Source organism: Alkalibacterium thalassium (assembly GCF_900101165.1).
Taxonomy (GTDB): domain Bacteria; phylum Bacillota; class Bacilli; order Lactobacillales; family Carnobacteriaceae_A; genus Alkalibacterium; species Alkalibacterium indicireducens.
Window position 1 is genome coordinate 33,555 of sequence record NZ_FNFK01000011.1, and the last position, 23,502, is coordinate 57,056.

The 23,502-nt window shown below is 44.8% G+C and carries 22 protein-coding genes and 1 other annotated feature; of the genes, 2 read left to right on the top strand and 20 right to left on the bottom strand.

Features of this window, described 5'->3' with window-relative positions; all coding sequences use genetic code 11:
- Positions 1 to 251 precede the first annotated feature (251 nt).
- The 13 genes from BLR76_RS04300 to BLR76_RS04360 all read right to left on the bottom strand — a co-directional run bounded on the left by BLR76_RS04300 (position 252) and on the right by BLR76_RS04360 (position 14,232).
- The gene (locus BLR76_RS04300; RefSeq protein WP_091265899.1) at positions 252 to 1,109 is read right to left on the bottom strand and encodes a metal ABC transporter permease; all 858 of its coding nucleotides are present in this window, start codon (positions 1,107 to 1,109) and stop codon (positions 252 to 254) included.
- The gene (locus BLR76_RS04305) at positions 1,046 to 1,762 is read right to left on the bottom strand and encodes a metal ABC transporter ATP-binding protein (RefSeq protein ID WP_091265902.1); all 717 of its coding nucleotides are present in this window, start codon (positions 1,760 to 1,762) and stop codon (positions 1,046 to 1,048) included. The genes BLR76_RS04300 and BLR76_RS04305 overlap by 64 nt, the downstream gene beginning before the upstream one ends.
- Before the next feature lie 127 nt (positions 1,763 to 1,889).
- Positions 1,890 to 3,116 (bottom strand): metal ABC transporter solute-binding protein, Zn/Mn family, encoded by a 1,227-nt coding sequence (locus tag BLR76_RS04310; RefSeq protein ID WP_091265905.1) that lies wholly within the window; start codon positions 3,114 to 3,116, stop codon positions 1,890 to 1,892.
- Between the two features lie 128 nt (positions 3,117 to 3,244).
- Positions 3,245 to 3,781, bottom strand: a complete 537-nt coding sequence (locus BLR76_RS04315; RefSeq protein WP_091265907.1) for a hypothetical protein — start codon at positions 3,779 to 3,781, stop codon at positions 3,245 to 3,247.
- A gap of 262 nt (positions 3,782 to 4,043) precedes the next feature.
- Positions 4,044 to 4,892, bottom strand: a complete 849-nt coding sequence (ispE, locus tag BLR76_RS04320) for a 4-(cytidine 5'-diphospho)-2-C-methyl-D-erythritol kinase (RefSeq protein ID WP_091265908.1) — start codon at positions 4,890 to 4,892, stop codon at positions 4,044 to 4,046.
- Between the two features lie 161 nt (positions 4,893 to 5,053).
- Entirely contained in the window at positions 5,054 to 5,311 is a 258-nt protein-coding gene (locus BLR76_RS04325; protein WP_091265911.1) for a Veg family protein, read from the bottom strand.
- 204 nt (positions 5,312 to 5,515) lie between these two features.
- Complete coding sequence (gene thiW, locus BLR76_RS04330; RefSeq protein ID WP_091265914.1) at positions 5,516 to 6,037, bottom strand: energy coupling factor transporter S component ThiW; 522 nt, start codon at positions 6,035 to 6,037, stop codon at positions 5,516 to 5,518.
- Between the two features lie 328 nt (positions 6,038 to 6,365).
- The gene (gene rsmA, locus BLR76_RS04335; RefSeq protein WP_091265917.1) at positions 6,366 to 7,268 is read right to left on the bottom strand and encodes a 16S rRNA (adenine(1518)-N(6)/adenine(1519)-N(6))-dimethyltransferase RsmA; all 903 of its coding nucleotides are present in this window, start codon (positions 7,266 to 7,268) and stop codon (positions 6,366 to 6,368) included.
- Complete coding sequence (rnmV, locus tag BLR76_RS04340) at positions 7,261 to 7,830, bottom strand: ribonuclease M5 (protein WP_091265920.1); 570 nt, start codon at positions 7,828 to 7,830, stop codon at positions 7,261 to 7,263. The genes rsmA and rnmV overlap by 8 nt, the downstream gene beginning before the upstream one ends.
- A 4-nt stretch (positions 7,831 to 7,834) precedes the next feature.
- Positions 7,835 to 8,605, bottom strand: coding sequence for a TatD family hydrolase (locus BLR76_RS04345; protein WP_091265921.1), 771 nt, complete (start codon positions 8,603 to 8,605; stop codon positions 7,835 to 7,837).
- Between the two features lie 123 nt (positions 8,606 to 8,728).
- Entirely contained in the window at positions 8,729 to 10,756 is a 2,028-nt protein-coding gene (metG, locus tag BLR76_RS04350; RefSeq protein WP_091265924.1) for a methionine--tRNA ligase, read from the bottom strand.
- A gap of 95 nt (positions 10,757 to 10,851) precedes the next feature.
- The gene (locus BLR76_RS04355) at positions 10,852 to 11,676 is read right to left on the bottom strand and encodes a Cof-type HAD-IIB family hydrolase (protein WP_143009188.1); all 825 of its coding nucleotides are present in this window, start codon (positions 11,674 to 11,676) and stop codon (positions 10,852 to 10,854) included.
- A gap of 144 nt (positions 11,677 to 11,820) precedes the next feature.
- On the bottom strand, positions 11,821 to 14,232 hold the full coding sequence (locus tag BLR76_RS04360) for a glycoside hydrolase family 31 protein (protein WP_218121393.1): 2,412 nt from the start codon (positions 14,230 to 14,232) through the stop codon (positions 11,821 to 11,823).
- Between the two features lie 174 nt (positions 14,233 to 14,406).
- Positions 14,407 to 14,613 (top strand) — a binding site (T-box leader).
- 73 nt (positions 14,614 to 14,686) lie between these two features.
- On the opposite strand from BLR76_RS04360, the gene BLR76_RS12340 reads away from it, so the two are divergent.
- Both BLR76_RS12340 and tyrS read left to right on the top strand, forming a co-directional pair.
- Positions 14,687 to 14,818 (top strand): hypothetical protein, encoded by a 132-nt coding sequence (locus tag BLR76_RS12340; RefSeq protein ID WP_281241333.1) that lies wholly within the window; start codon positions 14,687 to 14,689, stop codon positions 14,816 to 14,818.
- A gap of 61 nt (positions 14,819 to 14,879) precedes the next feature.
- Positions 14,880 to 16,145, top strand: a complete 1,266-nt coding sequence (gene tyrS, locus BLR76_RS04365; RefSeq protein ID WP_091265928.1) for a tyrosine--tRNA ligase — start codon at positions 14,880 to 14,882, stop codon at positions 16,143 to 16,145.
- Positions 16,146 to 16,366: 221 nt separating this feature from the next.
- Here the strand turns inward: tyrS and BLR76_RS04370 are convergent, their stop codons facing one another.
- The 7 genes from BLR76_RS04370 to BLR76_RS04400 all read right to left on the bottom strand — a co-directional run bounded on the left by BLR76_RS04370 (position 16,367) and on the right by BLR76_RS04400 (position 23,282).
- The gene (locus BLR76_RS04370) at positions 16,367 to 17,332 is read right to left on the bottom strand and encodes a DUF1002 domain-containing protein (protein ID WP_091265930.1); all 966 of its coding nucleotides are present in this window, start codon (positions 17,330 to 17,332) and stop codon (positions 16,367 to 16,369) included.
- Between the two features lie 244 nt (positions 17,333 to 17,576).
- A complete protein-coding gene (locus BLR76_RS04375) occupies positions 17,577 to 18,230 on the bottom strand; it encodes an SDR family oxidoreductase (RefSeq protein WP_091265932.1) in 654 nt (217 codons plus the stop codon).
- A gap of 105 nt (positions 18,231 to 18,335) precedes the next feature.
- Positions 18,336 to 19,118 (bottom strand): ABC transporter ATP-binding protein, encoded by a 783-nt coding sequence (locus tag BLR76_RS04380; protein WP_091265935.1) that lies wholly within the window; start codon positions 19,116 to 19,118, stop codon positions 18,336 to 18,338.
- A 36-nt stretch (positions 19,119 to 19,154) separates the two neighbouring features.
- On the bottom strand, positions 19,155 to 20,105 hold the full coding sequence (locus tag BLR76_RS04385) for an ABC transporter substrate-binding protein (protein ID WP_176759606.1): 951 nt from the start codon (positions 20,103 to 20,105) through the stop codon (positions 19,155 to 19,157).
- A gap of 13 nt (positions 20,106 to 20,118) precedes the next feature.
- A complete protein-coding gene (locus BLR76_RS04390) occupies positions 20,119 to 21,162 on the bottom strand; it encodes a FecCD family ABC transporter permease (RefSeq protein WP_091265939.1) in 1,044 nt (347 codons plus the stop codon).
- A 1-nt stretch (position 21,163) separates the two neighbouring features.
- A complete protein-coding gene (locus BLR76_RS04395; RefSeq protein ID WP_218121394.1) occupies positions 21,164 to 22,222 on the bottom strand; it encodes a FecCD family ABC transporter permease in 1,059 nt (352 codons plus the stop codon).
- A gap of 40 nt (positions 22,223 to 22,262) precedes the next feature.
- Positions 22,263 to 23,282, bottom strand: coding sequence for an NAD(P)/FAD-dependent oxidoreductase (locus BLR76_RS04400; protein WP_091265942.1), 1,020 nt, complete (start codon positions 23,280 to 23,282; stop codon positions 22,263 to 22,265).
- Between the last annotated feature and the right edge of the window lie 220 nt (positions 23,283 to 23,502).

Consider the following 23,502-nt stretch of genomic DNA (forward strand, 5'->3'; position numbering starts at 1 on the left):
AAAAAGAGATATACCCTCTTTTCTAAACAGGTTAAGCAATACGATCAGAAACCTGCTGCCATTTTTCTTCTCCAATCGTCTGCTTCAAACCTAGTCCACATTAATATGTAATCAATCATTACCATTCTATCATTCATGCCCGACTGAATCTCAGACAGTTCGGATAATTTTATGACAACATTCGCACAAAGACCCTCAATCAAGGAAAAATCACCTGTCCTTGGTTGAGGGTCACTTTTTTATCTTGCAAATTAATCTGTATCGCCAGTTATATTTCTGCGACGGGTCAGTCGTTCATACTGGGAGGCCGAGAATAGTTTCTTTATAGCAGTGGTCAACCCAAAAATGAAAATAAATATCAGAGTGATCGATGCTCCTGGCGGTGTGCCGTATTGATACGAAGCAGTGAGACCACTCAGCATTCCGATAACTGCAATGACTATGCCGATGAGGATAACGCCATTAAAACTCTTGCTTAACCGCATGGAAATTGCGGCTGGGAGAATAATAATCGCCGACACTAGTAAGGCGCCTACAATTGGCATGATGACTGCTATCGTCACACCAGTCAGTACGTTGAACAGAATCGACATACGCTTAATCGGAAGGCCAGCTGTAAATGCCGTATCTTCATCGAACGTCAGAATATACATCGGTTTTCTGAAAATAATGTATAAGCTCCCGATCGCCAGGGTCAAGCCAAGCAGAAGCCAGATCTGCTGCTGGCTTATCGTAACGATGGAACCGAACAGGAACTGGTTGATATTCAGTGATGCACCGCCCTCGTTCAGACCTAGAAGAACCAGAGCGACTGCCATCCCTCCGGACATCAACATTGCTACTGATATTTCAGAATATGTCCGGTATATCATTCGAAGATACTCCAGTAAGATGGCTACGCCTATCACGACGATAATATTTGTCCAGGTCGGGTCAGTACCTAACAGCATACCAAGTGCCACCCCGGCAAGCGATACATGCGAGAGGGTATCCGCCATCAGAGACTGTCTTCTCAAAATCAGAAAAAGCCCCAGAACTGGCGCAATCAGTGAGATGAGGAATGATGCTTGGAAGGCTCTTTGCATGAATCCATAGAAAAACATCTCCAAGGGGAATCCTCCTTCCGTATCAGTTCGATATGTTTATTCGCGTATTGACGCAGCTCTTCATGATCATGCGTCACCATCAGTATGCCTTTTCCATGATCCTGACTGTTATGCTTAAGTAGGCGATAAAATTCTTCACGGGAATGGCTGTCCATACCTGTGGTCGGTTCATCCAGGACAAAGAGATCAGGGTCCGTTGCAAATACTCGGGCGATCGAAATACGCTGCTTCTGCCCCCCGGACAGTTCACCTATTTTCTTGTGACGCATATCCCACATACCAACGGATTCAAGAGATCGTCTGACATGTTCCTTATCTTCTTTATCCAGTTTTTTGAACCAGCGTCCTCTAGGATATCTCCCTGACTGAACGAGTTCCAGAACAGTACTTGGAAAGCCTGCGTTGAATGAAGAAACCTGCTGAGGAACATAGCCTACAACGAGTTTTTCATTCCACCTATTTGTTCTGGACAGAGTGACGTTTCCTTTCGACGGTTTAAGAAGTCCCAGGATATTCCGTAATAAAGTTGTTTTTGCTGCCCCGTTTTCACCAGTCAGCATGACAAAATCACCGGAGTTCACCTCAAAAGAGATATTTTCCAGGACGGGTTCATCTTCATAATGGAAAGCAAGGTCATCGACTGTAATATATTGCATAAATTATCGACCTTTCTTAGATAGATTCGCTCTTAAGTATAGCATTTTATCCAGCATTTTTCAGCTGAATCTGTTAAACAGAAGACGAGGTGTGCCGTTTTAAGCTGCGCACACCTCGTTAATTGATTTAGTTAATGGACTGTTTCAGTGCTTCGAGATTTTCTCTCATTGCTTCTACATATCCAAGACCTTCAGCTTGCAGTTCTTCTGACAAAGTTTCCAGATCATGCAGAACGGCTGTTTCTGTACCAGTCTCATTGGCTACTGTCTGGGCAATCGCCGAATTGGCACCCTGCTGATAGTAAATGACCGGCACGTCGTATTCATTCACCAGCTGGTTTATTTCAGCTATTCTTGAAGGACTCGGCTCCACTTCTGTAGAAAGCCCTCCGATTGCTATCTGATCCAGATCATACCTGGCTGCAAGATAGCCGAATGCCTGATGCTGAACAACAAAGGTTCTATTTTCCGCACCCTCGAAAGCTTCCAGATAATCTTCATGAAGTGCAGACAGTTCATTGATGAACTGGTCTGCGTTTTCCTGATAGCTCTCTGCATTCACCGGATCTGCTTCAATCAGTGCTTCCATGATAAGCAGGACCTGATCTTGTGCAAGGACAGGATCAAGCCAGATATGAGGATCTTCTTCTTTATGATCATCAATGTGTACATGAGCCACTTCTGATTGTGCGAGTTCATTTCCATCACCATCAGTTGCTACAGCCTGTACCAGAATATCTTCTCTTTCAATCTGGTATTCGAACCGGTCAGATGTCAGGTTATCGACCTGTTCCCATTGGCCTTCTTTTTCCATGACATACCATTGCCAGTCTTCTGCCTGTTCATATTGAGCCATTAAAGTGACGGTATCACCACTATGATAGTGGCCTGCCAGACCAATGATCTGAACATCCTCAGGAAGATTTGCCACTGGCTCAGCTGAAAAGTCTGTTTCATTTCCACTTGACGCCGGCGAGTCATAATGCCTTTCCGTTCCCAGAGCGTCAGCTGTTCGGACAACTTCCAGTTCTTCATTCTCAATTGAATTCAGCAGGCTGGGTACCCAGAACTCCATTTCCTCACTTGTATAGATGAACAGATCTGCATTATTGATTCCTGCAATATCCCGAGCACTTGGTTCATAACTGTGTGGATCTGCTCCTCCACCTACCATGAGAGAAATATCTGCATGCTCACCAGCCACCTGCTGAGTAAATTCATACACAGGATAAAAAGAAGTGACAATTGATAAGTTATCATCTGATGTTTGTTCAGAATTTTCTGGCGTACATGCACTTAAACCAAGAATTGCGAGAATAAGAGGCAGCAGCCCATACATTTTTTTATTAATCATCGTTAACTCCTTCAGATTGTAAATCGTAATCATTACGGTGAATAAAGTATCATGAGAATAGATACTCTGTCAAATTATAATTTCAGAAGAGAAGGCAGCCGACTATATCAGCTGCCTACATTTTCTATTTAATGATTGTCCACTTCAAGCTCAACAGCTTCAGATTGTGCATATGGTGCGTGTGCATCATCGTAAAGAACCGCCCTAACGTTTACTGTTGTTTCAGGTGCTTCCATAATCAAGTCTTGAGTATGCTGGCCGGAAATGATTTCCCATTCATCAGCATCATCTTCCCGGCTGTACCAGTGCCAGTCATCATAATCTGTCTCTTCTGACATGACAGCTGTCAGTTCAACTAGTTCTCCAGTGTGGTAATGATCCGCCACTCCTTCGATCGTGATCAGCTCTGCGACATCTGCATCAGCTTCATCATGATCATAATGTTCATCTTCGGCCTCTTCATCAAGATCAGCAGTGTCGTCCGCTTCTGTATCTTCATCGCTGTCTTCTTCTAGTGCAGCTTCGTCACCTGTTTCTTCACTTCCTTCTTCTTCAGCCATATCTGTCGTGTTATCTTCTATACCTTCATCTTCTGCTGTATCACAGGCAGCTAAGTATAAACTCATTAAAGCAACTCCAGAAAGTTTGATCCATTTATTCAACACAATTATTCCTCCTATATAAGTAAATCGTAATTGTTACGTTTTACATTTAACCATGTTCCGCAGATGATGTCAACCACTTTTTTTGTAAAAACTTTCGTTACACCTCGTAATGAGCAGCCAGACTACTAAGAATCACGGGAAAATAATGGTCAGGACTGGATCTTTGTCAGGCACAATAAAAGAGCTGCTCTTCTGTGCAGCTCTTAATTTAGTCATTCTAACTTTTCGGGTGTGAAAAAAAGAGTCTTGTCTGAACCGTTTTTCAACTAATCGTACGTACTAAGTACACTTCCTTGCAGAATCCCTTGAGCCCATTGACTATGCGACGGGCTTTGGAAAGATTTTGTGTCAGCCCATAAACAGTCGGCCCTGTTCCGCTCATCAAAGCGGTATCTGCACCGAAACTGCTCATTTTTTCTTTGATTTCCTTTACCATATGATTTTGTTCAACAGCTTTCTCTTCCAGTGCATTTCCAGTTGCTTTGATGATGCGCTTATAATCTGACTGTATCACGGCCTCTTTCATTTCATTCACGTCGAAAACAGGCAGATTAGCAACATCAAGATCTTTAAAAACAGTCCAGCTGGATATGCCTTTTGGCGGCTTGACTATAATGACCCAGGCATGAGGAAAAGAAGGAAGGGGTTCAACTTTTTCGCCTCGCCCAGTTACATAAGCGGTCTGGCCGTATACACAAAAAGGGACGTCCGACCCGATCTGTTCCCCCAGCTCAGCCAGCTCATCAAGAGTCAGGTTAAGTCTCCACAGGCGATTTAGGGCCCTTAAAGTAGCTGCCGCATCGGCACTACCTCCCCCTAGACCGGCTGCGATCGGGATATGCTTATCAATAAAGATATCTGCACCATATCTCACTCCATAAGTGCGTTTCAGAAGAAGCGCAGTCTTGTAGACAATATTCTTTTCATTAAGCGGCATAAATGAACTCGAAGAATCCAGAGTGACAGCTTCATCAGTCAATTTAAAAGTCAGCCTGTCCGCCAGATCTACGGGTGTCATCACCATTTCCATCTCATGAAAGCCATCCGGACGCCTGCTCAAGACATTTAAACAGACATTGATTTTAGCAGGGGCTTTTTCATATTCCTCCATTACATCCCTCCTCATGAAAAGTCTGATTCTATCTCTATTGTAGAACAGTTAGGCAATATTTTAAAAAGAAAAACCTTTATACTGAGGAAAACCCCTCATTCACGGACTGTTTTAGGGTATAAAAAAAGTAGTATAATGTGACATTATACTACGATCTGTAACTAGTTTAAGATAACTTCTCTTTCATCTTCAAATTCCAGTTCGACTGAATGTGTCAGTACGTCCGTGTAGCTATATGAGACGCGTTCAACGGCGTTCTCGTCCTGATCGAGTTCTACAACAAAAACCGCAGGGTACGTATCAGTTAAAATTCCTTTGCGTTCTGTCGTTTTCTTTCTTCCCGCCTGGGCAATCAGAGTAATTTCTTTTCCAATGTGACTGTCCAAGTTTTTCTTGATGCTAGCTAAAGTAGTTGGCATAATCGACTCTCCTCACAAAGTATTGACTATACTATAACACAAAAAGACGAAAATTGTAAGCCAACTTTAAAAATAAAGATAGGATTTCCTTAAATCATTAAAAATAAATGAGCCAAGAGAACCCTATAATAAAAGTTATTTCGTAGTTTCCATTAATACTTTAACTACAATTCCATGAGAACAGCACTGGTGAAACGTTCGGATTTACCGTTCCTTCTCCCTGTCCTGTAAAGAAAGGAGTCTGGAAAAGGCGCTGGACTTTTTCATCTGATATGCGAGGATCACCCCTGCAACGGTTCCAATCAGTGCGCTGATGAAGAACACCGGAACGAATCCAAATAAGGCAGCCTCCGCATCAAGAAAAAGTCTTGCCACCGGGTAACTCACCAGTGCACCAAAAATACCCGTACCGACCAGTTCTCCTGCTCCTAAAAGATAAAATTTCTTTCCTTTTCTGAAAAGATAGCCTGACAGAAACGCTCCAATCATGCTTCCTGGAAAAGCAAGCAGTGAACCTGTTCCTGTTATGTTTCTCAATACAGAAACACCAAATGCCTGCGCGAGACTGTACCAGGGCCCCAGAAGGAAGCTGACAATAATATTCATAAAATGCTGAAAAGGTGCAGCTCTGACGAATCCCAGCGGAATGATGATCAGACTTCCTCCAATATAACCGATTGCAATGGATAGGGCAGTAAAAACAAGGGCCAGTGTCCGTTTGTTCATTTTCATTCTTCCTTTCTTTGTCTGCAAAAAAACACTTCCCTTAACTGGATTCATCAAGGCGGAAGTTTAGAAAGGCAGCATGAATAAGCTGTGTGTCAGTATAGACACTGGACTGGGCCGCACTGGCCACAAGCCCCATATCTTTTATCATACTTCACCCATTCCCTCCGCTGGTATCATCCAGTTCAGGTAACGACAGACCAGTACGATCTGTTAGGGATAAGGCTTATTCGCCACTTTCAGAACTACTCACGGAATGCTATCCGCCAAGAACTCTCCCAGGGTCAACGTATTTAATTGTGTCGTGAGTTTTTCTTTGTTAAACGTACTATTTTTTATCCTCGAATACAAGATTCAAGTCAGACAACGCATTTGCCAGTCGGGCAAACTCGTCTATGTCGAGTGTTTCTCCTCTTCGCTTTGGATCGATTTCAGCCTGTTCGAGAGCCTTAGCAAGAATGTCTTTCGTATGTTCATCTTTTCCTAAAACACTTGTCAGATTGTTCCATAATGTTTTTCTTCTCTGCACAAACGCAGACCGGACCAATCTGAAGAACAAGGGCTCGTCTTTCAAATCGGTCAGCCTTGTCGATTTTTCAGTCAGCTTGATGATGGCCGACTCAACATTCGGCTGGGGCATGAAGACTGTTTTAGGGACCGTAAAGGCAATCTCTGCATCCATATAGTACTGCACGGCAATCGACAGCGATCCATAGGCTTTCGTACTCGGAGATGCCGATATGCGGCTGGCTACTTCTTTCTGCATCATCATAATCATACGGTCAATATGCATGCCTGCTTCCAGAAAACGCATAATGATCGGTGTTGTAATGTAATACGGGAGATTAGCCACGATAACGACTTCTTCTGCCTCGCTCAGATAGTCTGCTTCAAATGCCTTGAAATCCACTTTCAGGACATCAGAATGAATTATTTCGATATTCTTATAAGCAGACAAGGTATCATCAAGGACAGGAATCAGCCGGTCATCGATTTCAAAAGCTATGACTTTTTTTGCTTTCTTTGCAAGCTGTTCGGTCAGCGCTCCGATTCCCGGACCGACTTCGATCACCGTTGTTTTCTTTGTGACATTTCCAGCCTTGACAATTTTACCGAGGATATTCGTGTCCACAATAAAATTCTGCCCCAGGCTTTTTTTGGCGGACAGATCATATTTGCTTAGTATCTCTGCTGTTCTCACAGGCGTTGCTATTTCTCTATATTCAGTCATGAGATGATTCCTTTCTAATCTCTTCAAGTGCACCTGCTACCTCTTTTTCCGTAATCCCGAACATATTCAGCCGTTTTTCCAGCTGCTTTCCATTAGTATAGCCTATGCGCAGACGATTCCCCAGTTTTTCTCTCAGCAGGCGGGCATCGGATGTCCCGATCAGGTTGTGTCTGATCAGGAAAGACTTTGTTACGGTTGGAGCATTATCAATTCTTTCTTCTACTACCTTGTCCAGAGCCTCTCTTATGGCGGTTACGGAAGCGTGTTCGATCCCTATGCTTTCACGGGACTTTCCCTGCTTTCTTGCTTCGTCTCTTGTCAGAAAGGCGTGCTTGACTCCAGGGATCCGTTGAGAAATAATTTTCCTTATCTGTTCACCAGGACCGTCCGGGTCGGTAAAGACGATGACCCCACGCGTTTCGTGCGCATGCTCGATCTGAGCAAGGGTCAAGTCGTTGATTGCCGATCCGTTGGTTTCGATCGTGTCACAATCAACGGCCATTTTCAGGCGTTTTGTATCATCTCTGCCCTCTACAACTATAATTTCTTTTAGTTTTTTCACTCGATTACCCCTTCAGTTTGAATAAATCACGTGCATTCTCAGTGGTCAGTCGAGCAACTTCTTCGAAGGGCATCTGTCTAAGTGAGGCAATTTCTTCTGCTAGATACCGGACATAAGCCGGTTCATTCCGCTTGCCTCTGTTTGGCATCGGAGCAAGATAAGGGGCGTCCGTTTCAATAAGCAGCTTGTCTGCCGGGACTTGTTTCGCAACCTCTTTGACTTCCGGGGCATTCTTAAATGTAACGACTCCACTCAAAGAGATGTGCATACCGATATCAATAAATTTTTCCATCCAGTAGGTATCCAGATTGAAGCTATGCATAATTCCGCCAGTATCCCCGGCATGCTCGTCTTTTAGCACCTTATACGTATCTTCAGTCGCTTCACGGTTATGGATACTGATCGGCAGCCCAAACTCTTTTGCTACACGGATCTGACGACGGAATACATCCTGCTGAACGGATTTGGGAGCAGTATCCCAGTAGTAATCCAGACCCATTTCTCCCATGGCTACAACGGTCTCATCCGACAGTCTGTCGATCAGATATGCTTCGACTTCATCAGAGTATGTTCCAGCTTCAGTAGGGTGCCAGCCAATAATGGCATAAAGCCTATCATGCCTATGAGTCAGTTCCAAGGCTTTGTCGATCGTCGGGTAATCGAATCCGACAATCGCCATTTGGTCTACTCCGTTTTCATTGGCCCTTCTTATTATCTCGTTCTCTTCACCTTTAAACTTATCTACATTAATGTGTGTATGTGTATCAAATAACATCTCATTTATCCTTCCTGTCTGCTTATTTGTCCGTCATCCTGTTCAGAATACAACATCCTCAAAAAAATTCCAATAAAGCCGGCCTCATTGCTCACCGCTTTACTGGAATTTTTAACTGTCAGGTCAGGCTACGACAGACCCGTTGGGCATATGAGCCGGAGCTTCAACAACAGTCAGGTTGCCTTTGGAATCTTCAGCTGACAGGATCATGCCCTGGCTGATTTCTCCACGCATCTTTCGTGGTTTCAGGTTGGCTACGATCACAACTTTTTTACCAATCAGCTTGTCCGGTTCAGGATAAAACTCAGCAATGCCCGACAGAATCTGACGGTGTCCGCCTTCATCTCCAGCATCCAGTCTGAACTTCAGCAGCTTGTCAGCATTTTCCACCTTGTCTACAGCAATGACTTCGGCTACTTTCAGCTCGACTTTATCGAAAATATCGTACTTGATTTCCTTCTCTTTAACAGAAGTCAGCTGGGTATTTTCCGGGTCAAATGCCTCATCTTCCTCAGTATCTACTGTAGCTTCCATCCAGCTTTTAATTTCTTCCACTTCACTCTCAACATCCAGGCGAGGGAAGATCGGTTCTCCTTTGGAAACAACCTGCCTTCCTTCAGGGAAGTGACCGAAATCCACTTTATCAAAAGCCAGGTCAGACTCGTCCAGTCCCAACTGTGTGGCAACAGATTTAGCTGTGTGCAGCAGGATCGGCTGAAGCAAAGTCGCCGTGACTCTTAAGCTTTCCGCCAGGTGAGTCATGACACTTTCAAGCTGATGTTTCTTTTCTTCATCCTTTGCCAGAACCCAGGGCTGAGTCTCATCAATATATTTGTTTGTACGGGAAACAAGTTTCCATACAGATTGCAAGGCTGAGCTGAACTGCATTTGATTCATGTTCAGGTCATACTCATTGACCGTCTCCAGTGCCTGCAGTCTCAATTCACCATCAAAGTCGGTAATATCGCCTTTGTAAGCAGGGATATGTCCATCAAAGTATTTATTCATCATGGCAATGGTCCGGTTGAGCAGATTACCCAGGTCATTTGCCAGATCGTAATTAATGCGGGATACAAAGTCTTCAGGAGTGAACACCCCGTCACTGCCGAACGTCACTTCTCTCATCAGATAGTAACGGACCGCATCGACGCCATAGCGCTCAACCAGTTTCTCCGGATAAATCACGTTTCCTTTGGACTTGGACATCTTGCCGTCTTTCATAAGAAGCCAGCCATGACCAAATACTTGTTTCGCCAGAGGAAGATCCAATGCCATCAGCAGAATCGGCCAGTAGATCGTATGAAATCGTACGATTTCCTTCCCGACCATATGCACGTCTGCAGGCCAATATTTTCTGAACAGTTCCGGCTGGTCATCAAATCCGCCTAATTCCGGGTCATAGCCCAGAGCTGTAATATAGTTGGTCAGCGCATCGATCCATACATAAATGACATGTTTAGGGTTCGAAGGAACAGGCACTCCCCAGTCGAAAGTCGTACGGGACACAGCCAGATCTTCAAGTCCCGGTTTGATGAAATTATTAATCATTTCCTTCTTACGTGATTCAGGTTGAATAAATTCAGGATGCTCCTCATAGTACTGAAGCAGACGGTCAGCATACTTGCTCATTCTGAAGAAGTAAGACTCTTCCTTGACCCATTCCACTTCATGACCACTCGGCGCAATGCCTCCAGTGACATTACCTTCAGCATCTTTAAAGACTTCCGTCAGCTGTGTTTCAGTGAAGAATTCTTCGTCAGAAACAGAGTACCAGCCAGCGTAGTCCCCAAGATAGATGTCCCCTTTTTCAAGAAGCTTCTCAAATATCTTTGCTACCACCGCTTTATGCTCAGGCTGTGTCGTACGGATAAACTGATCGTTTGAAATATCCAGTGTTTTCCACAGAGACTGGATGCTTTCTGCCATCTCGTCCACATACTCCTGTGGGGTCTGATTTCTCTCATTAGCTTTCTTTTCGATCTTCTGACCGTGTTCATCTGTTCCAGTCAGGTAATACGTGTCGAATCCTTTTAAACGTTTAAATCGGGCCAGCACATCACAGGCAATTGTTGTATAGGCATTACCTATATGAAGATTACCACTCGGGTAATAGATTGGTGTTGTTATATAAAAAGATTGTCGTTCAGACAAGTGAATGTCCTCCTTTAGATTTATCTTAGGCATCGTCAGGCCTCATGTATACTTGATTAGTATAGCACAGCTCATATCGCTCTAAAAGTTCAGGTTTAGATCAGACCCAAGTATTTTAATCCTTTAGCTATCCCATCCTGGTCGACTGGTGCTGTCACATGATCTGCGGCCTCTTTTATTTCATCCCAGCCGTTGCCCATCGCTACTCCTGTATTGACGTAGCCCAGCATTTCCTTGTCATTCGGACTGTCTCCGAAAGCATAGGTATCCTTCTGATCGAGGTTGAGCTTCTCCAGAAACTTCTGGATTCCTACAGCTTTGGAAATCCCTTCACTGATAATATCGACTGTGTAGTGATTGGAACGTGCAAAATGCAGCTCCGGAAACTCTTTACTGTAATGCTTCTCTTCATCCATGGATGTTTCTAAAATAACCTGATAGATCGGCTTACCTTCATATTCTTCTGGATTAGGCGGTTTTCTGATCAGACGCTTGAACAGAGACAGCTGAAGGTGTCCTGGTATGATCTTGCCCAGCCCTTTAAGAACTGTCCACACAGAACTTCTTTTAGCCAGAGAAACAATCGAGTTGCTGAAGATATCCTTCGCTCCACAGAGAATGATCCCGTTTTTGCGTTCCACTGCTTTCTCAGTCAGACGATCTACAGTCTCTTTCTGAATAGGATTATGAAAAATCACTTCCCCTTCATGCATGACAAGCTGACCGTTCATTGCAATATAGCTTTCGATGCCGAGCTCCAGTCTGATTTCTTCAATGAGAATCGGTGCCCGTCCTGTAGCAATCACTGGAATGACATCATTTTTCTTCAGCTGATCGATGGCTTTCTTTGCAGATTCAGGGATGGTATTACGTTTAGTCACTAATGTTCCGTCTATATCAAAAAATACGATTTTAGTCATCTGAGCCGTTCCCTTTCCTTTCAACTTCCTTATTATTGTATCACGTATTGCTTTGTGTATGTATGATTATGGAAAGAAAAAGCCATTCTTCTCTGGTCTATGCCCAGAAAGAAGAATGACTTCTTTTCTTTATATTTGTTTCATTCAGCTGACATCATCAGGATTTGCCCAGACGATTTCACTGATTGCTTCCATCAGGTCCGGATCGATATCCAGAGCAAGCAGTGCACTGATTACTCTCCCACTCGATTTACCTTTGACGATCGTACTGTAAATGTTCTCTTTCTCACTTGCTTCGATTTGAGCACGGTCCAGGAATCGGAAGAGTTCTCCGTGCATATCGTTTTTCTTAAGTTCCACTCCTTTAAAGTATAGAGTGTACTGAGCATCAGACGGCTGCTCAGGGATCACGATCTTAGTAACTTTTCCTTGTCGTGTCACCTCGGCCTCCACTTTATCATCATTGACATGGACTTCAGGCATTCGAGTGCATTTGAATCCTATCAGTGATATAGTGAACTGCCTGTTTTTCGGAAGGATATCAATATTCCCTTCAGGACTGCTGATCTGGAACATTGCCCACTCGTTTCCATTCTCTTTCCATTTCAGAGACATTTTAGTTGTAGCGGCTTCGCTTCCCTGACCTACTCCATCATCTTCATATAATGTGAAATTACCGTCTTCTCCGGCATAAACTCTGACTTCCATATTCTCAGGGTTGTCTATATGATTCTGATGACTCTGATCCATCGGAACAATTCCCCCAGCCTTCACAAATACAGGGAAAGTGGACATCGGTCTGAACACGTCAAGCATGCGGTCGCCCTCATAGCTGCGGTTGTTAAAGAAATCGTACCATTTTCCTTCAGGCAGCCAGACTTTCACTTTTCCTAACCGCAGATCATCTTTCGTGGGTGTCGTAATCGGCGCGACGATCATCTGAGTACCAAAGTAATACTGATTTGGTACATCATACGCTTCATCTTTCCAAGGATAGTGATAATACATCGGTCTGACCAGCGGAAAGTCATCAAGGTGATTCAATACATTCATAGTATACAGGTAAGGAACCAGACGATGGCGAAGCTGCATGAAATCTGTCACGATGCGTTCCGCTTTCTGTCCATATCTCCATGGCTCTTTCCCGCTGAATTCCCCGTTCTGACTATGCAGACGATTGATTGGGGAGAAGACGCCGAACTGGACCCATCTGACGAACAGATCATTGTCTTTGATTCCGCCCATATGCCCGCCGATATCATGGCTCCACCAGCTGTAGCCTACATTGGAAGCTGTTGCTGTAAAATAGGGCTGGAAGTGAAGAGAATCCCATGTTGCGGCAGTATCTCCTGAAAATCCGATTGGATAACGGTGTGAACCGAGACCTGCATACCTTGAGAAAATAAGCGGACGATTACCGTTTCGCCCATGATCAAGGAAGTGGTAGTGGTTGAGCATCCACAGTGGGTCCAGTCCTTCAACTTTTGTCACACTGCCTTGCTGCCAGTCGATCCACCAGAAATCTACCCCGATTTCTTCATGAGGATGGTGCAGATACTTGAAATAGGCATCTAGAAATTCAGGATCGGCGATATCGAACCGAATGGGTTCTTCCTCTTCAGCATTGACGCCGAGTTCCTTAGCCATTGGTTCATACATTTCTTCAAAGGGCTGGACGCCGTTGGCTGGGTGCAGATTAAGTGTTGTACGCATGCCATTATCCTTGAGCCAAGTCAGAAATTCTTCCGGATCGGGGAACAGTTCAGTATTCCAAGTGTAACCGGTCCATCCTGATCCGTATTCCGGTGGGATATCTGTCACATGCCAGTCCATATCGAGGACAGCCACTGAAAACGGGATTTGTCTTTCCTGAAATTCGAGCATAAGACGTTTGTACCCGTCTTGACTATATGGGTAATAACGGCTCCACCAGTTTCCTAATGCGTATCTCGGGAGGAGTGGCGTCTTTCCTGTCAGATAATGATAGTCCTTCAGGGCACCTAGGTAATCCCGACCATAGCCTAGGAAATACATGTCAGTCACATTCTTCGGACGCTTCTCTACCCAACCGTCTTCTGTCAGACGCATAGATGTACTGTCATCAAAAACTGAAAAACCGTCCTTGTTCATCAGTCCTTCTTCCAGTTCAATAGCTCCATCAGCGAAATCCAGGGTTCGTGCCGTCCCTTTCAGGGTATCCGGTTTATCTCCAAAATACCATGTACTGTGGTACAGACTGTAATTACCTATTGCTTCAATATTTAAATTATTTCGTGTAAAGCCACCCTCGGTCTTGTAAAACATCAGGTGAACATGTGAGGTGATGATTTCAATATATTCATCTGTTTCTTTTAAATTATATTCGGGCGTGTCAAAATCTCTGTTCAGGACTGTCTGAGTTGCCTCATCTTCAAAAATCCCTTCAGGGTGATGTTCTAATCGGATCATTGCAGGGGTAAGTACAGTAAACCGATAATTTTCCCAGGTCACAACGGACTCATCCGGTGCCAGGGGGTGTGTTTCCATTTTGAATGTTTCTGTTCTATTCTTTACCAAGCGCAGTCATCCTTTCCTCGTCTAACATAACTATATTTTAGCATACCAGAAATAATCTGCCAGTTTTAAGTGTTTTACATTTATTAATAAAAAGGTATAATCCTGTCTTTCGGATATGAGCTAAATGAGTATATTGACTATTCCCTTTATATCCTTTATACTGACCACTATAATATTTCAGCGATGAATAGGCACAGTAGTGCGTTCTGTTTCATAGTAATTTCAGAGAACGGGTGGCTGGTGAAAACCCGTATGAACGAACGACACGAATTACACCTAGGAGCACTCTCACTAGAGACGCATCCCGGCGTTATGGGAATGAGTGAAAGTAGGTTTTTCTACTTTAAACTGGGTGGTACCACGGCACTGTTCGTCCCGACAAGAAGCATAGGCTTTTTGTGGGGCTTTTTTTATATCTTTATTTAGCTGAGACTTGAATTTAAGGAGGCTGCTTATGTTCAAAACCCATGATTATTACGATATTCTTCATTTTGGGGTTTACTGCATCAGTATGGTACGTGAACGATATTGGCACTTATTCAGAGTACTGGATGACAGCTATGGCAGCACATCCATTTTCAACTGACACTATACATGGTGTTTCAATCATCTAGACCAATAGAATACATTATTAAAGGAGATTCAAAATGACTATACTAGACGAACTTGAATGGCGCGGAGCCATCAACCAGCAGACAGATGAAGAAGGGCTGAAATCCCTGACTGAAGAGAAAAGTATTGCCCTTTACTGCGGAATCGACCCGTCAGGTGACAGCATGCACGTCGGCCACCTGATCCCATTCATGATCCTTAAACGATTCCAGCTTGCCGGTCATAAACCGGTGATTCTGATTGGTGGAGGAACAGGGTCTATCGGAGATCCAAGCGGGCGTAATTCTGAACGTGTCCTTCAGACAATGGATAAAATCATGGATAATGCAGATAAGCTGAGTGCTCAGATGCGCAAGCTTTTCAAAGCAGGGTCAGAAGAGTCCGGTATTAAGCTGGTTAACAACTACGACTGGCTGAGCGGTCTGTCTTTCCTTGATTTCCTGCGCGACTTCGGAAAAGAATTCAATATCAATACGATGCTGGCCAAAGATGTCGTATCCAGCCGACTTGACACCGGTATCTCCTTTACAGAATTCAGCTACCAGATTATTCAGTCAGTCGACTTCCTACATCTATTCCAGAATGAGGACGTCCAGCTGCAGATCGGCGGATCCGACCAGTGGGGAAATATCACAGCTGGCCTTGACCTGATCCGTAAAAAGGAAGGTCCCGAGGCTAAGGCATTCGGCCTTACAATTCCACTATTACTGAAGGCTGACGGGACCAAATTCGGAAAATCTGCGGACGGAGCGATCTGGCTCGATCCGGAGAAAACCACCCCATACGAATTTTACCAGTTCTGGTTCAATCAGGATGACCGAGATGTTGTGAAATACCTGAAATACTTCACTTTCCTGACCAAGGATGAAATCGACGAACTGGCGGAGCAGGTGGAGACCGAGCCGCATAAACGTGCTGCTCAAAAAGCGCTGGCTGAAGAAATGACACGTTTTGTGCACAGTCAGGAGGCGCTGGATGAAGCAATCAGCATCTCACAGGCTCTCTTCTCAGGTGACATTCAGGACCTGACAGCCGATCAGATCGCTACGACATTTAAAGATGTCCCTTCATCTGAAGCTGCTAAGGGTGAACACAATCTTGTCGAACTGCTGGTTGACATTACAGGCATCGAGCCGTCACGACGCCAGGCTCGTGAAGATATAAAAAATGGAGCGATTCGTCTGAAAGGTACCCAGATACAAGACGTTGATTACGTTGTCAGCGAAAAAGACAGCTACGACAACCGCTTCATCATCGTCCGTAAAGGGAAGAAAAAATACTTCCTGATCAATCTCGTGTAATCTTTTATCTAAATATAAAGTCGCTGCTACTCAAAAAGGTAGCAGCGACTTTTTTTGTATGGGTACAGAGATTTGGGTCTTCTTTATTCTTACCCTCCCATAGTCAGTTTTGTACAGCTCAATTCTTTCAATCAAAAAAAGCCTCAGGCTCAGCTTAAGAAAGAGATCGTTCTCTTTACACGCTGAGCTTAAAGCTTATAATTTTAATATCTGGTTGATAATTAGTTGAACAGGCCTCTGATTGCTTCCCAGATTTGTCTGAAGAAGTTGCCGATCTGATCGACTAGTCCGCTGTCTTCTGCCTGCTGCCAAGCGTCTCCAAAACGATCACGCAAGTTACCGGACAACTGTTCCAGCTGTTGTCTGACTTGAGCCGAATCAATCGCCCCTGTCTGCTGATAGCGTTCAAAGAATGCCAAGAGTCGATCAATCTGATCCTGAGAAATCACAGATTGAAGATTATTGTTTTCCAATGCATCATTGATGATCTGTTCGATTTCTTCCCTCGTAGCCAGTTCATCCTGACGGTCCCGTAGTTCTGCCAGCTGCTGCTTGATTTCAACAATTGCCTGATCCAGACGGCTGGAGTCGAATTCCTCTTCATCCGCATTTTCCTGAGCAATCTGATTCGTCGTTTCCAGTTCCTCCTGTGCAACCTCCATACGGTCCTGATCCAGTTCCTCACCGTTTACATCGAACGCTTTATAAATTCCAGTCAAGGCACTTTCGCCAGTCACCGGGCGAATACTGGCTACCATGATGGTCACATCTTCTACTCCGGCAGTAATGGCTGCATTGCTGTATTGTTCTTCAGTAATCTGAGTGATATTATCCGGGGTTTTGTTGATAACATTGACACCATGTCCTTCATTTTCCCTCTGGACCAGAACAGATGAGATCATGCTGGCCGTATTCCCGGAGCCTGTACCCAGATAGTTCTGAAGGTCTTCACCTGTTACAGCAACGCTGGCTACATTGTCCATGCTGTCTATGCCTAAAAGGTCGGCCGTTTCTTCGACCTGGGCATCATTCAACCCGCCGCCATAGACATATGTGGGAAGGCCCCATGCTTCGTTGACAACGCTTGTGTCGATGCCTTCAGAAGCCTGTGCAGAAGGCATCATCAGCACAGCTGATGCAGTCAATGCGATACCTGCAGCCATTAGTTTTTTTAAGTGTTTCTTCATACTTAATTCTCTCCTTTGTATAACTCATTCAAACAAACTATTTAATCTAGACTACAGTATACCACCAACAAAAACTTTTTCCTATATAATAAAAGCAGCCGCTTCAGTCCCAGGAACACGCCGAGAACATTGACCGACTGCACTTTATCGAAATCATTGATATCCTGATCCCTCATTATCATAAAGGGAAACGTACGCTGATTGTTCACTTGCTGTCTATCCTTAGACTACGCAGTTTATAGGCTTATAATTTGTTCAGTGCATCACTGATATCGTCTTTACCAGTGACCAGGTCGAATGCTTTTTTGTAGGTTGCTTCCGTATCAAGACTGGCTGCTATCACTTTAGCCACATCTACTCTAGGGATACTAAAGTTATCTGGTGTACCGATATCAGTACTGGCTGTGACCGTTCCGATTGAGTCTTCGTTTTCCAGCATTCCCGGGCGGACGATCGTATAGTTCAGACTTGAATCCATCAGCCACTCATCAGCGTAATGCTTGGCAACATAGTACGGTTTGATTTCTTCGTTCCATTGATCACGGTCATCTGCTTTAAAGGCACTGACCATGACAAACCGGTCGATTCCAGCTGCTTTCGTCGCTTCGACTGTTTTCACTGCCCCATCCAGATCGATTAGCAAGGTCTTGTCTGCACCTGTACTGCCTCCAGAACCGGCAGTAAAGACAACAGCATCGATGTCAGTCATGCGTTCTTTAATTTTGTCGACTGAATCTTCCAGATTACCTAGCCTGGCTTCTACGCCTTTGTCTTCAAACTCCTTCACTTGTTCTTTTTTTCTGACAAAAGCTACTGGTTTATGCTTGCCTTCTTCTTTAAGAATATCGACTAGGTGACGACCGATCTGACCGTTTGCTCCGACTATCAATACGTTCATTAATATCGCTCCTTTAAATTTCATCTCCAATCTTACCATAACAAAAAGGAAATCATTCTTCCAAAGATAAGCTTACTTTTTGGAAGAAGATTCCCTCATGATTATTTATATTAAGTGATAGGTCAGGCAGGCTGGTTTTTTTGTTGATGGATCCTGAACGATTTGAGCATCGATATCGAAGACGTCTCTCAGCACCCCATTGGTCATAACTTCTGACGGTTTACCCGCTTTGATGATCTTTCCGTCTCTTAACGAGATGAGATAGTCTGAAAAGCGTGATGCATGATTCAGGTCATGCAGAACCATAACGATCGTCTTGTTCTGATCCCGGTTCAGTTTCTCCAGCACCTGAAGCACATCCAGCTGATGCGCCAGATCCAGATAGGTCGTTGGTTCATCGAGCAGCAGGATATCCGTATCCTGAGCAAGGGCCATTGCGATCCAGACGCGCTGGCGCTGACCACCTGACAAGGCATGCACATAACGGTCCGCGTATTCCAGCAGATTTGTCTCTTTCAGTGCCCAGTGGATCATTTCCCAGTCTTTTCCTGAGAGCTGACCAAATCCTTTCTGATAAGGCGACCGGCCATAGGATACCAGATCCTTGACTGTCATTTCTTCAGGCGTATGCGGTGACTGAGCCAGTATGGCTATTTTTTTGGCGATACTTTTAGTGGACTGCTGATGGATAGCTTTTCCGTCGAGGAGTACAGACCCGCTTGATGGCTTAAGCAGTCGAGCAATTGTCTTCAGAATCGTCGACTTCCCGCAACCGTTCGGTCCAATGATGCATGTGATTTTTGAATCCGGAATCGTCAGCTCGAGTCCGTCGACAATCAGCTGTCGTCCGTACCCGATAGACAAGTCATCTGTAGATATCCGTGACACGCTACCCACCCCTCCTTTACTATTAGTTAATATATTTTACTGCTGCAGGCTGCTGTCAATATGCTCCAGCACCTGCTCGTTAGCTATTGGTCCATAATACAACCAGGCTGACTGCGAGTCAAATGTGTATACATTGTCATTTTCGACAGCAGGTATATTCTGCCACAACCGGTCTTCCATGAGTTCGCTTTCAGCATCTGAGATAAGGAAGAGATGATCAACATCCATTTCAGCCAGCTCCTCTAGTGAAACAGCAGCCCAGTCTGCATCATCAGACAGCTGATCTACGACATCAGGAATATCAAACCCCGCATCCCCGTATAGGACAGAGCCACTCGAACGTTCGGGATGAACAACGAACAGACTCGTATCGATCATCCAGATCGCAGCGGCTGACTCACCTTCTGCAGTTTCCTGAACTAGAGACGCTGTTTCCTCAGCCCTGGCATCGTAAGACTCGATAACTGAAGCTGCTTCGTCTTCTCTGTCCAGAACCGTACCGATTTCTCTCATTGTTTCTCTCCAGCTTGTTGGACTGGCATTCATAACGTAAGTCGGCGCAATTAGATTGTATTGGTCCACCATATCCTGTTCGATCTGATCACGGACAAGGATCAGGTCCGGCTCAACCGACATGACGGATTCGTATGGTAAATCATAAGGAATCGTCTGCACATCCGCCAGATCGTCTTGAAGATAAGACTGAACGCCCTCTCCATCATTGATCGACCACTGCGCAACAGGTGTGATGTCAAGTGCTGTAAGGTAGTCTTCAAGATAAGAAGCAAGCACTGCTTCCGGATCTTCCGGGATTTCTACTTCGTTCCCCAGTCCATCTGTCAGAACACGCGGGCCTTCACTTTCCTGTACCTCTTCTGTTGCTTCATCTGTTCCATCAGCCGGATCCAGTTCAGTATCTTCCTCGTTGTTCCCGCAGGCCGCCAGAAGTAAAGTCAGTGATAATGTACCTAAAGCTAGTTTTTTCATCATATTTCCTCCATTAGTCTTTGATAGTTATTAATAGATAAATAAAGTAAGGGGCACCGATTACAGAGACAATCAAGCCGACAGGTATTTCAGATGGTGCAAGTATTGTACGTGCCAATGTATCGGACAGGACGATTAGAATGGCTCCGGTCACAGCTGATACAGGAATCAGCCGCTGAAACTTTCCTCCGACCAGCCTTCTGGCCAGATGAGGAGCGATCAGGCCGACAAAGGCGATGCCCCCGGCAGCTGATACACTTGCTGCGGAAAGTGCAACGCCTATGGTCAGCAGCTTGATCCGTTCTTTTTCAATCGCTGTGCCTAGTCCTACAGCCATCTCCTCACCGAGCTGCATGACAGACAGCACTCTGGCTTTATACAAAGATAAAGGGATGAATATCAGGATCCACGGAAGCAGTCTCAGGACAGCAGCCCAGGAAGCATTCCAAATCGAGCCCGAGAGCCAGATCAGTGCCCTATTGAAGTCACTTTCACTCATTCTTAGCTGAACAAGTAGCAGCGCCGCAGAAAAGCCGGCATTTACTCCGATACCGACCAGAATCAGTCGGATCGGGGTAACCCCTTCTTTCCAGGCAAGCACATAAATAAGTACGGCAGCTGAGATGCCTCCGATAAATGCTGCAAAAGGCAGGCCAGCATTTAACCATACGGGTGGCTGATCCTGATTCAAAGTCAGAAGATAAAGGTATAGAACAGCAAAAAATCCTGATCCTGAATGGATACCAATGATCCCAGGGTCTGCCAGGCCATTCTGAGTGACACCTTGAAATATAGCACCAGCCGTAGCCATTCCAGTTCCCACCAGTACGGCCAGTACAATGCGTGGGAGACGGAACTGATACAGGAGAAGCTCATGAGAAGCTGTACCAGCGCCCGTAACTGTCAACCAGATTTCAGTTGGTGTCAAGGCCATATAGCCTGACGCCAGACTGACCATGACGAGAACGCCTAAAAGACAGATAAGAAAAAGTAAGAGCCATGTACTTCGCTTGAATGCTTTATCTTTATAATGAGAGGATTGCTTTGATCGTTCCATTTCAGCCTCTCCCTTTTTTTCTAGCCAGTAAAAGGAAAAATGGCACCCCGATCAGTCCAGTCAAGGCCCCGACAGGCGTCTCGTAAGGCGGATTGATCGTTCGAGCTGCAATATCTGCAAGAACAAGCAGACCAGCGCCGAAGACAGCAGAGCCTGGGATGACCCATCTGTAGTTCATTCCCATGACTTTTTTCGCAACATGAGGAATGACCAGTCCGACAAATCCGACCGTACCGGCGATCGAGACGGCTGCACCAGTTAAAATCAGGACGACAAGAACTGAAACGAACTTGATCCAGCCGATTCTGATTCCAAGTCCCTTAGCCATCTCTTCTCCAAGCCCCATGATTGTCAGTGAACGAGACAGCGCGAAGGCAGCGATCAGTCCGGCAAATGCCAATATGCCAATTACTCTGACGCTTTCCATTCGCACTCCCGCGACTCCACCTGCAAACCAGAAGCTGATGTCTCTGGCGACATTGAAATGGATGGCAATAATCGTCGACAGGGACTGGAGAAGCGCGCTTACCGCAGCTCCAGCTAGAGCCAGCTTAACGGGAGTCAGTCCACGTTTACTGAAGGAGCCGACCAGAAAAACCATTCCGGTCCCTAATCCTGCTCCAGCAAAAGACCAGAGGATCAGCTGCCAATAATTGGACTGGGGATAAAAAGCAAAAGCAACAGCAATCATGAAAGCCGATCCTGATGTCACCCCCATAATGGATGGTGAAGCCAGCGGATTAAGCGTGAGTGCCTGCATGATGACACCCGACACAGCAAGAAAGGCGCCAACCAGAGCGGCCGCAAGAATACGCGGGATCCTCAGGTCTCTGATGATGACATGACTCGTACTGCTTGAGTCGAAAGCGGTAAAAGATTCTATAATGTCTCGCCACCCGATATCAGAGACTCCTATGGAAATAGAAACAATCATAATCAGAACCAGCGCTGCTATACTGGATATTAAAATAAGAGCGGCCGGGTGAGGGGCACTCAGTCGCTTCATCAGCCGCTTCTGTGTCTCTTTTTTTGTAAGCTGGTCCTTTCTGATCTGTTCCATAATACGCCCTTTTCTTTTGATTCAATTAATTCGTTCACGTTTATTTCTCCTGCAGACCTTTATGAAAAGATGACATGATAACTTCAGGAGTTTCAACAGGAAGAAGCGTTGACTTGATCTGATTGACTGCATTGATGGCATCCTGGAATGCACCGGCAATCAGCCTGACTTTCCCTTCATAATCAACGATGTCTCCAATAGCATAAATGCCTTCCACGGAGGTCTGCATCTGTGTATTTCCTTCAATATAGTAGTTGTCTTTCAAGTTCAATTTCAGAGTTTTTTCCTGATAGAAATTTGGCTCACTGTCAAACCCTATATTGACGATCAGTTCATCAAGTGACAAAGTAAACAGCTGACCAGTCTGGCTGTTCCTGACTGCTATGGCCTGAATGCCGGTTCCCTGTTCATCGGGTATCAACGTTTCTATTGAAGTATAAGAATGTATTGCCACATTTGATTCTTTCAGTTTTCTAAGCTGAGACTCATGCGCCCGAAAGGTGTCGTTTCTGTGGATCAGATGAAGTTCATCTGCCGTTTCTTTCAGTTCATTGGCCCAGTCGATAGCTGAATTGCCTCCTCCGACAATCACAACTTTTTTTCTTGAGAAGTCTTCTATACGAAAAATTCTGTAATGCAGATTTGTCTGTTCATAATGTGATGCTTTATGCATGTTCAATTTTCGTGGAGACACTAGACCGCCTCCGACAGCTATGATCACAGACCGGCTGTAGTAGCATGCTCCAGATTCGCTGATCACTTTAAATAAGTTTTCTTTTAATTTATCAATATTCACTATTTTCTCTTTAAGTATGATTTCCGGATCGAACAAGGTTCCCTGTTCTTTCAGGTAAGACATGACATCTGCCCCGTGTGTAGGAGGCATGCCTCCTATATCCCAGATTCTTTTTTCCGGATAGAAATGAAGCTTCCCACCCAAAGTTTCTTTCACTTCAATCAGACGTACAGAGAGATCCCTCATGCCTGCATAAAAGGATGCGTAGAGACCTGCCGGCCCGCCACCTACTATCGTGCAGTCTGTTATTTTTGTATTATCCATTGTATCCCTCTTAAATAATTGAGAATGATTATCACTTTCATATAAGTTATACCATTCACAAAGTAATGTGTCAAGATGACATCCGCTTAAGACCGGTGCTTTCGTCTTCTTTTCCCCACCCTTGTTTACAATCGAGTAGGAGGTAAATAATTAATTTATTTACCGTCCTCTCACACCACCGTACGTACGGTTCCGTATACGGCGGTTCAATATCTTAAGT